The organism is Actinophytocola sp. (assembly GCF_036002505.1).
In the GTDB taxonomy this organism is placed as follows: Bacteria; Actinomycetota; Actinomycetes; order Mycobacteriales; family Pseudonocardiaceae; genus DASYTH01.
In genome coordinates, this window is record NZ_DASYTH010000271.1 from 1 (window position 1) to 8,433 (window position 8,433).

An 8,433-nucleotide genomic window follows, 5' to 3' on the forward strand; every position below is an offset into this window, starting at 1 on the left:
ATCGCCGACGTGTAGGCCACCGGCACCGCACCACACCTTGGTGGACAGGGCCGTTTCAAGATCGTTTAAGCAGCGGCTCAGCACGTGCTACCCAAGGCCGATGGTGTGCCGGTGGTGCGGGACCTCGGCGATACCTCGGTGTCCATTGTGGAGTGGGTGAGATGAAGGGGGCCTTCCTCGCGCTCAGCGTGAGGAAGGCCCCCTTCATCGCACGACTGCCGAGCCACTGGAATACCTGGCGTCACCACGGTCCCATCAGCAACAACAACCACTCAGGTGATCTTGAAACAGCCGTGCCATCAGCGCGATGCGGGCGGCGTTGACGCCGGCGCGCGGCAGGGTGTCGAGCATCCGCCGATACCTGGCCCACCACCCGATCCCAGGTCCGATCCGGGTGCGGGCAAGCACGGCTCCGACCCCTGGTGGAACACCTTCGACGACCGGATCATGAAGAACCTGGCCGAGGACGCCGCGGTGTTTGCCGACACCATCGGCTGGACCCATGCGGCCCACAATTTGCAGCACTATCTGGATAATTCCGGTGATCCGCTGACGGTTGACCCCGATGAGATCGGCCGTGACGTCGCAGAATTCCAGCGCAAGGTCGACACGCGTGTGGCCGACGAGATGCGCCGTCTGACCGCCGAGGCTGCGACGAGCGGAACCTACGGCACTCCAGTACCATTCAGAGATCGACTACCAGACCCACGTCCACGACTACTACAACTGGGATCACGGCAAACAGACCGAGATCGGCCCGTTCACCATCAAAGATGACACCATGGCCGAAATGCACCGCGCCGGCGTCGCCCAGGAATACACCATCACCGGAACGTCAGACACCCGACACTTCGACGGCGCCGTGCCTCCACCGGGCCAGCAACCCGACCTCCCCCAACCACCGAACAATCGTGATGGCACCCGCACCGACCCCACCCGCTGATCCGACGAGGTCGGTCCGACAACACCGTGGCCGCCCCATCGGACACCGCGACCAACGACAACAGCCTGGCGACGGAAGCGCTGTCCTTCGGCGGCATCGTTCTGCCGCCGTCCGCCAAGGTCCTCGCCGTCGACACCGACAGGGGCATTGACCAGATCTACCGGCTCGCTGTGGAGGTCGATCCCGGTTCGATCGATATGCTCCTGTCAGGCTCGACGTTCACCACGCCGCTGGAGCAGGGTCGAATGGTTTTCATGCCTGCCCTGCAGGGATTCGACCCTGACAATGGCAGTGATATCGCATCCGCCCAGGACCGCCTCCCTCCACAAGGGCAGCGCAAGAACTACGTCGCCCGCGAAATTCTCGTGGACCGAACCAACCCGGCAAAACCCGTCGTTCACCTGTGGCTGTTCACTACGTGATCAGGGGGGTTAGCCCTACCTCGCTGTCGGGTGCTGGCTCCATGGTTTTATGCCGCTGCGGCCAGCAGGGTTGACCTATGACACTCAAGAGACAGGGAGCGTTGGTCGCGGTCGCAGCCGCCGCGCTCACAACCACCATTGTCGCGTCGTCGCCGGCCTCCGCGGAGCAATTCCCGGGTACCGGTGCCGTGCAGGCCGAGCTGGATCTGCTGACCAGTGTCGACCGGGTTCCCGGTGCGCTGGCCCAGGTGCGCGATCGCCATGGCCGGCCGGTGACGCTCACTTCTGGCACCGCCGAGCTGGGTACCGGCCGCCCGATGGTCTCCGGCACCGGCCGGTTCCGGATCGCCAGCGTGACCAAGCCGTTCACCGCGGTCGCCGTGCTTCGCCTGGTCGCCGGCCACCGGGTCGCGCTGGACGAGCCGATCGAGACCTACCTGCCCGGGGTCGTGCGCGGCACCGGCGAGGGCGCGGGGATCGACGGCCACGACATCACGGTGCGCCAGCTGCTGCAGCACACCAGCGGCCTGCCGAACTACACCAACTACCTGGACCGGTCCGACCCGCTACGGCGCGTTGAGCCGATCGAGCTGGTCCGGCTCGCCCTGTCGCACCGGCCGGACTTCGCTCCCGGCCAGGGCTGGCGGTACACCAACACCGGGTTCATCGTCGCCGGGATGCTGGTGGAACGGTTGACCGGCAAGGACATCGGCACCGCGGTGACCGACCTGGTGATCCGGCCGGCCGGGCTGCGCGACACCTACTGGCCGCCGGCGGGGGAGACCGGGATCCGCGGCCCGCACGCCCACAACTACATGCTGAATCCGGCCGACCCGCAGGGCCCGCTGGTCGACTTCACCGAGTTCGAGCCGTCCCTCGCGGGCGCGGCCGGCGCCATGGTGTCCACGCCGCCGGACCTCAACCGGTTCTGGCGGGAACTGCTCGGCGGCCACCTGCTGCCGGACCGGATGCTGGCCGAGATGCAGAACACCGTGCCAGCACCGGACTTCGGGCCGGGCGTGGCCTACGGTCTCGGTCTGTTCCAGTTCCCACTGACCTGTGGCGGTTACGCCTGGGGTCACGCCGGCGGCATCCCCGGTGGCGTCTCGAACGTCTCCGCCCGGGACAACTCGGGCCGCGAGGTCACCGTGTACATGACCGCAAGTACCGGAGCCCAGGCCACGAACCGCTTGGTGCACATCTTCGACCTCGCCCTGTGCGCCACCGGACGGGGTGAGCTGGACCTGGCCGCATAGAGGCGGGCGCACAAATGCCCTGAAGGCTCCCTTCGAGACGTTCAACGTCCCGAAGGGAGCCTTCAGGGCATCACGGTGCAGCCGAAGAGCTCGCGGACGAGGTGGGCGGCGCGGATCCAGGAGATGAGGGGGTCGTCGTAGGCGGCCATGATCTCGTCGACCGGTTGCGGGAGGAGGGGGCCGGGGCGGTAGAGCGCGCCGCGGACTCCGCTGAGGGTGGAACGCGCGACGCGGAAGGTGACGTGGCCTTTGCGGAGGGCGGGGCAGGCGGCCACGGCGATGTGGGCGCACCGGAGGCATACCGGGGGTTCCGGGGTGGCCATGTTCTCGGGCCAGCCGGGCCAGTCGGCGTGGTAACCCTCGTAGTCGGGGAGGAGCCAGAGCGTGCCGCGGTCGTCGTGGTCGGCGGGGCCGGCGCAGACCTGGCAGAGCAGGTTCCGCATGGCGCGGCGCTGGCGTCCGGAGTGGACGTTGCCGAACTCCGGCTCGCCCTCGCCCGGGCGCGAGGGAACCCGTTCCCACAGCACGCCGTGCCGGTCGCGGTCACTGAGGATCTCGCCGGCGAAGGCGATTCCGGGCCCGCCGGGGCGGTGGATCACCGGGACCCGGAGCTTGTCCTCGGAGCTCCACCGGGTGGTGTACGGGACGACGCGGGGTCGGTTACTTCCAGTGGGCATGGGCGCTATGGTTCCTTGATTCGTTGATGACAGATGGCCGACATCGGCACACGCTAGTCGGTATATATACGGGAAGCCATACACCGATCGGGTGAGATATGGAGGTTCAACGTTGGTCGACCGCCGCGCCGATCCGTCCGCTCTGCGGTTCCTCATCGGCCATGACCTGAAGACGACGCGGGAACGCGCCGGTATCAGGCAGACCCAGGCCGCGAAGGTGCTCGGCTGCAAGCAACCCAAGATCAACTACCTGGAATCGGGAAAGAACCGGCAGAAGCCCGAGGAGGTCACCAAGCTGCTGCGGCTCTACGGCGCCGACGTCGAGCACGTCGACCGGATGGCGTCTCTCGCCGGGCAGGCTGACCGGAGCACCTGGTGGGCGCCGTTCAAGGAGGTGCTGCCGGACTGGTTCAAGATCTTCGTGGGGCTCGAAGGGCTTGCCCGTGCGGCGTTCAGCTACGAGTCCCTGCTGCTTCCCGGCCAACTCCAAACGCCGGAGTATGCCGCCGCCACGCTACAGGGCAACCTCCAGGTCCCGCCGATGGATGCGCAGCAGGTTGTCCGCGCCCGGATGGCGCGGCAGCGACTGGAAGGCGAAGGCGTGCCTCTCCGATTCCGCTCGGTGATAGAGCAGTACGTCCTCGACCGAACAATCGGTGGCCCGGGAGTGATGCGGGCGCAACTGGAGCACCTGCTCACCTTGATGGAGTGCGACAACGTCGAGCTACATGTGATGCCGATCGACGTCTCGGTGCACGATGGGCTTGACGGTGACTACCTGCTGCTGGATTTCGATGAAGCGCAAAGCATCTGCTACATCGAGTACCCCGGCGGTGCCGTCTACGTGCAGGATCAAGACCAGGTTGAGCTGTATACTCTGGCTGCGGATCGGCTCTGCGCAGCGGCGCTTTCCGAGGCCGATTCCGCGTCGTACATCGAGCGCCGGATCGATGCGCTGGATAGACGTTCGGAGGCCTGACATGACCACGCTCGCTCGCCCGCAGTGGCGGATCTCCAGCTACAGCAGCGCCGGCGAGAACTGCGTCGAGGTTGCGCCCGTCCCAGACCGGGTGCTGGTCAGGGACACCAAGCAACGCGAGGGCAGCGTGATCGAGTTCAACCGTCCTGTGTGGACCAGGTTCGTCAGCGAGGTTGGCCACGGGTAAGACTCGCCGGGGCGAGCCACCGCCGCCTCCGGGATGATGGTGCCGTGGAGCTCGTCGAGGAGGCGTCGTACAGGTTTCGGATCTTGCGCCAGGGCGGCATGCGGGTGCCCGGCGTGATCTTCGCGTCGCGGGCGCTGCTGCCCGAGGCGGGCGGCGACGAGGCGGTGCGCCAGGTGGCCAACGTGGCGACCCTGCCCGGCATCGTCGAGGCCTCCTACGCCATGCCGGACATGCACTGGGGCTACGGGTTTCCGATCGGCGGGGTGGCCGCGACCGACGTGCGGGCCGGGGGAGTGGTCTCGCCGGGCGGCGTCGGCTTCGACATCTCCTGCGGGGTGCGCCTGCTCGCCGCCGACCTCGACCGTGCGGAGTTCACCCGGGTCCGCGACGAGATCATGGACCGCCTCGCCGCCGCGACCCCGCGCGGCGCCGGCCCCGGAGCGGTGTGGTGGCTCTCCGGCCGCCCCGAGCTGGAACGCGTGCTGCTGGGCGGATCCCGGTACGCCGTCGAGCAGGGCCGCGGCACGCAACGGGACCTGGACCGCTGCGAGGACTCCGGCGCCGACCCCGGCCAGGTCAGCGAGCGCGCCGTGGCCCGCGGGTTCGGTCAGCTGGGCAGCCTCGGCTCCGGGAACCACTTCCTGGAGGTGCAGGCCGTCGACGAGATCTACGACGCAGTGGTGGCGGAGAACGTTCGGCCTGCGCCTCGGCCAGGTCTGCGTGATGATCCACTGCGGCTCTCGCGGCCTCGGCCACCAGATCTGCACCGACCACGTGCGCACCATGGAGAAAGCCATGCCGCGGCACGGAATCCAGGTCCCCGACCGCCAACTCGCCTGCGCCCCGGTAACCTCGGCGGAAGGCCAGGCCCACCTCGGCGCCATGGCCGCCGCGGCCAACTACGCCCGGGCCAACCGCCACGTGCTGGGCCTGGCCGCCGCCCGGGTGTTCCGCGCGGTCGCCGGGTGTGATTCACGTTTGGTGTACGACATCTCGCACAACCTGGCCAAGGTTGAACAGCACAGTGTCGCCGGTGTGGAACTCGAGCTGTGCGTGCACCGCAAGGGCGCGACCCGGGCGCTCCCGCCCGGCCACCCCGACCTGCCGGCGGACCTGCGCGCCGTCGGCCAGCCGGTGCTCATCCCCGGCTCCATGGGCACCGCCTCTTACGTGCTGACCGGCGTCCCCGGTGGTAGTGCGTTCCACTCCACCTGCCACGGCGCCGGCCGGGTCCAGAGCCGGCACCCGGTCGCCCGCTCCGTCAACGCCGCCGAGCTCCAGAAAACCCTGGAACGCCAAGGAATCGCGGTCCGCGGCGCTTCGGCGCGCGGCCTCGCCGAGGAAGCCCCGGAAGCCTACAAGGACGTGGCCGACGTGGTCGCGGTCGCCGAACGCGCCGGCCTCTGCCGCACGGTCGCCCGCCTCGTCCCGCTCGGCGTGGTCAAGGGATGACCGTGCCGTCTCGTGGCCACCGGGCCGTCCCGCACACCGCCGACATCCGCATCGAAGCCTGGGCCCCCACCCGTGAGGCCTGTCTCGGCGAAGCCGTCGCCGCGCTTGTCGAGTCGTTCGCCGACCCGGCGACGCCCGTTCGCCGGGGGAACACACCGCCGTCGTGCCGGCTACGGCCGAGGACGACCTCCTCGCCGGTGTCCTCGACGAAGTGATCTTCATCCTCGACACCTGGGGCGCCGTTCCTCTCGATCTCCACGTCGAGCAGACGCCCGGTGGTTACCGGCTCCGGATGCCGATCACATCTCTGGACGCGTTTGACATCGCCGGTGCCATTCCCAAGACCGTGACGCTCTCCGACCTGCACCTCACCCGCGGCGCCGGACAGTGGACCTGCGCCGCCACCATCGACGTCTAGTATCTCCGGCTGTGGCCAGGCGTGCGCTGACGATCGGAGTTTCGGCATTCGGTAATGGCGAAGACCTGACGTTCGCCTCGGACATGGTCACCGAGCTCGCCGATGCGTTGGGAGCGTTGGGTTACACCTGCACCTCGCACCCTGCGCGCAAACTTTCGGGCGCCGAGTTGGGTGCCTTTGTCGCTCGCGAGCTGGAATCGGCCGAATCCGATATCGTGCAGGTGGTTCACGTCCTCACCCACGGGAAGAGCGGGGACGGCGACGGCACCGTATACGCCTTGGGCAGCGACGGCGTGGTGCACCCCAGCGGCGATATCGCCCATTGGCTCAACACCGCGCAGAACTCCCCGAACCAGCCGCTCACCCTGTTCCTGCTCGACCTCTGCCACGCCGGCAGCCAGGCCCGCCACGCCTGGCAGGCCAAGCTGGCCGACCACCGCACCCGCGCCTGGGTCATCGCCGCCAGCGCCGGCGACCAGAGCGCCTTCGACGGCCGCTTCACCCAGGCCGTGATCAACGTCTTCCGCTCCGCCGCCAACGGCGAGCTCGACATCGACCCCACCAAAGCGCACATCCCGCTCCAGGTGGTGGCCCCCGCCATCCGCCGCGAGGTCAACCGCCTGGCCAGCGACGCGGGCGCCTACCCCCAGGACGTCACCGCGACCGCGATCGACATCAGCGCCGACGTCGACCCCCCGTTCTTCCCCAACCCCCGCTACGCCCCCGGCAACCGCGACCTCGCCCTCCGCGCCAGCCTCGACCCCGGCCTGGTCCCCTTCCTCGACGACCTCGACGAGGGCCTCGACGCCCGCCACTTCGTCGAACGCGGCCGCGGCATCGGCACCATCGCCGACGCACCCGGCTTCGACGAACTGATCGGCTGCTTCGCCGGCCGCGAAACCCAGCTCAAACAACTCGCCCCCTGGCTGAACCGTTACGGCAAAGGTGCGGTCGGCGTCGTCACCGGCAGCCCCGGCGTCGGCAAATCCGCCCTCCTCGGCGTTCTCGTCTGCGCCGCCCACCCAAAACTCCGGGACCGAACGAAGAACGTCTGGGACCGAGCCGCCCAGGCCCCCTACCCGATCGACGTGTTCGCCGCCATCCACGCCCGCCAGCGCACCGTGGCGGCGATCGTCAGCTCCCTGGCCTCCCAACTCCAACTGGGGGACCAGCAATCCGTCGCTGAGCTGATCGATCGCATCCGCCAGCTCCCCGCACCACCGGTCATCGTCGTCGACGCCCTCGACGAGGCCGACGACGGGGTCGCCGTGATGAACACGTTGCTGCTTCCCTTGTCGGCCGCCCGCCGCCACGGCGACGAGCCAGCCGTTCGGCTCCTGGTCGGCACCCGTCGGTACAGCCAGTACGCGCCTCTGCTGGAGGCCGCCGGCTTCGTCGTCGACCTCGACGACGTCCCCCGCGCCGTGCTGGCCAAGGATCTGGACCGCTACGTGTCGGATCTGTTGTGGGCCACCAGATACCGCGACCACGGCGGCGTTCGCGGAGAGTTCGCCACCGAGGTCGCCCGAACCCTGGCCGTCCCGCCGACCGAGCCGCCGGAACGCCGGTGGGGTGAGTTCCTCGTCGCCGGCCTCTACACCCGCTACTTCGTCACTGCCCATGGTGACCCGGTCACCGAACCCGCCGAAGCCAAACGAATCGGCGCCCGCGTCCCCCGCACCCTCCCCGAGGTCCTCGAACTCGATCTCGCGGCCCGCCCCGACCAACCCTGGCTCCGCCCGGTGCTCACCGCCCTCGCCTGCGCCCACGGCCAAGGCATGCCGGCCAGTGTGCTGGCCCGCGCAGCCGCCGGACTTTCCACCGACGCAACGGAACCACCAACCCACACCGAACTACGCAGCGCGTTGGAAGCCGGCCGCTTCTACCTCCGCCAGGCCACCGACACCGACCACACCACCCTCTACCGCCTGTTCCACCAAGGACTCGCCGACTATCTGATCAGCCCCCGCGACACCATGGTCGGGAAGGTGTTCGGGCACTTGCTCGATCCGCTGGGCCCAACCAACTCACGAGACTGGAGCGCCGCCGAACCCTATGTGATGCGGCACGCGATCCAGCACGCCCAGGACGCGGGCCGT

Annotated in this window: 10 protein-coding genes and 2 pseudogenes; 11 read left to right on the plus strand and 1 reads right to left on the minus strand. The window is 68.8% G+C overall.

The genetic code is table 11. The features are described from left to right. The first annotated feature begins 276 nt into the window (after window positions 1-276). The 4 genes from VGR06_RS23855 (at window position 277) to VGR06_RS23870 (ending at window position 2,621) form a co-directional block, all read left to right on the plus strand. On the plus strand, window positions 277-777 hold the full coding sequence (locus VGR06_RS23855) for a hypothetical protein (RefSeq protein ID WP_327561341.1): 501 nt from the start codon (window positions 277-279) through the stop codon (window positions 775-777). A gap of 4 nt (window positions 778-781) precedes the next feature. Continuing rightward, window positions 782-943 carry a hypothetical protein gene (locus VGR06_RS23860; protein ID WP_327561342.1) on the plus strand — a complete coding sequence of 54 codons (162 nt, stop codon included), beginning with the start codon at window positions 782-784 and terminating at the stop codon, window positions 941-943. A 26-nt stretch (window positions 944-969) separates the two neighbouring features. Further along, a complete protein-coding gene (locus tag VGR06_RS23865) occupies window positions 970-1,365 on the plus strand; it encodes a hypothetical protein (protein ID WP_327561343.1) in 396 nt (131 codons plus the stop codon). Between the two features lie 77 nt (window positions 1,366-1,442). After that, window positions 1,443-2,621, plus strand: coding sequence for a serine hydrolase domain-containing protein (locus VGR06_RS23870; RefSeq protein ID WP_327561344.1), 1,179 nt, complete (start codon window positions 1,443-1,445; stop codon window positions 2,619-2,621). Between the two features lie 62 nt (window positions 2,622-2,683). Here VGR06_RS23870 and VGR06_RS23875 read toward each other — a convergent pair whose 3' ends face one another. Continuing rightward, window positions 2,684-3,298 (minus strand): hypothetical protein, encoded by a 615-nt coding sequence (locus VGR06_RS23875; protein ID WP_327561345.1) that lies wholly within the window; start codon window positions 3,296-3,298, stop codon window positions 2,684-2,686. Window positions 3,299-3,410: 112 nt separating this feature from the next. Between VGR06_RS23875 and VGR06_RS23880 the strand changes: the two genes are divergently transcribed. The 7 genes and pseudogenes from VGR06_RS23880 to VGR06_RS23910 form a co-directional block, all read left to right on the plus strand. Continuing rightward, entirely contained in the window at window positions 3,411-4,277 is an 867-nt protein-coding gene (locus VGR06_RS23880) for a helix-turn-helix transcriptional regulator (protein WP_327561346.1), read from the plus strand. 1 nt (window position 4,278) lies between these two features. Next, window positions 4,279-4,464: a DUF397 domain-containing protein gene (locus tag VGR06_RS23885; protein WP_327561347.1), complete on the plus strand. Its 186-nt coding sequence runs from the start codon at window positions 4,279-4,281 to the stop codon at window positions 4,462-4,464. 230 nt (window positions 4,465-4,694) lie between these two features. After that, window positions 4,695-5,090, plus strand: a pseudogene (locus VGR06_RS23890) (RtcB family protein); the annotation flags it as partial. Window positions 5,091-5,187: 97 nt separating this feature from the next. Beyond that, window positions 5,188-5,916: an RtcB family protein gene (locus tag VGR06_RS23895; protein ID WP_327561348.1), complete on the plus strand. Its 729-nt coding sequence runs from the start codon at window positions 5,188-5,190 to the stop codon at window positions 5,914-5,916. After that, window positions 5,913-6,035 (plus strand): annotated as a pseudogene (locus VGR06_RS44000) (archease); the annotation flags it as partial. The gene VGR06_RS23895 and the pseudogene VGR06_RS44000, both read left to right, overlap by 4 nt. After that, window positions 5,996-6,334 carry an archease gene (locus VGR06_RS23905; protein WP_414637322.1) on the plus strand — a complete coding sequence of 113 codons (339 nt, stop codon included), beginning with the start codon at window positions 5,996-5,998 and terminating at the stop codon, window positions 6,332-6,334. The pseudogene VGR06_RS44000 and the gene VGR06_RS23905, both read left to right, overlap by 40 nt. Before the next feature lie 11 nt (window positions 6,335-6,345). Then, a partial coding sequence (locus VGR06_RS23910) for an ATP-binding protein (protein ID WP_327561351.1) occupies window positions 6,346-8,433 on the plus strand: 2,088 nt, incomplete at its 3' end.

Excerpts from the sequence above, each read along its gene's own strand:
- VGR06_RS23860 (WP_327561342.1), top strand. The coding sequence starts at position 782 with ATGGCCGAAATGCACCGCGCCGGCGTCGCCCAGGAATACACCATCACC.
- VGR06_RS23895 (WP_327561348.1), top strand. The coding sequence starts at position 5,188 with ATGATCCACTGCGGCTCTCGCGGCCTCGGCCACCAGATCTGCACCGAC.
- VGR06_RS23875 (WP_327561345.1), bottom strand. The coding sequence starts at position 3,298 with ATGCCCACTGGAAGTAACCGACCCCGCGTCGTCCCGTACACCACCCGG.
- VGR06_RS23885 (WP_327561347.1), top strand. The coding sequence starts at position 4,279 with ATGACCACGCTCGCTCGCCCGCAGTGGCGGATCTCCAGCTACAGCAGC.
- VGR06_RS23870 (WP_327561344.1), top strand. The coding sequence starts at position 1,443 with ATGACACTCAAGAGACAGGGAGCGTTGGTCGCGGTCGCAGCCGCCGCG.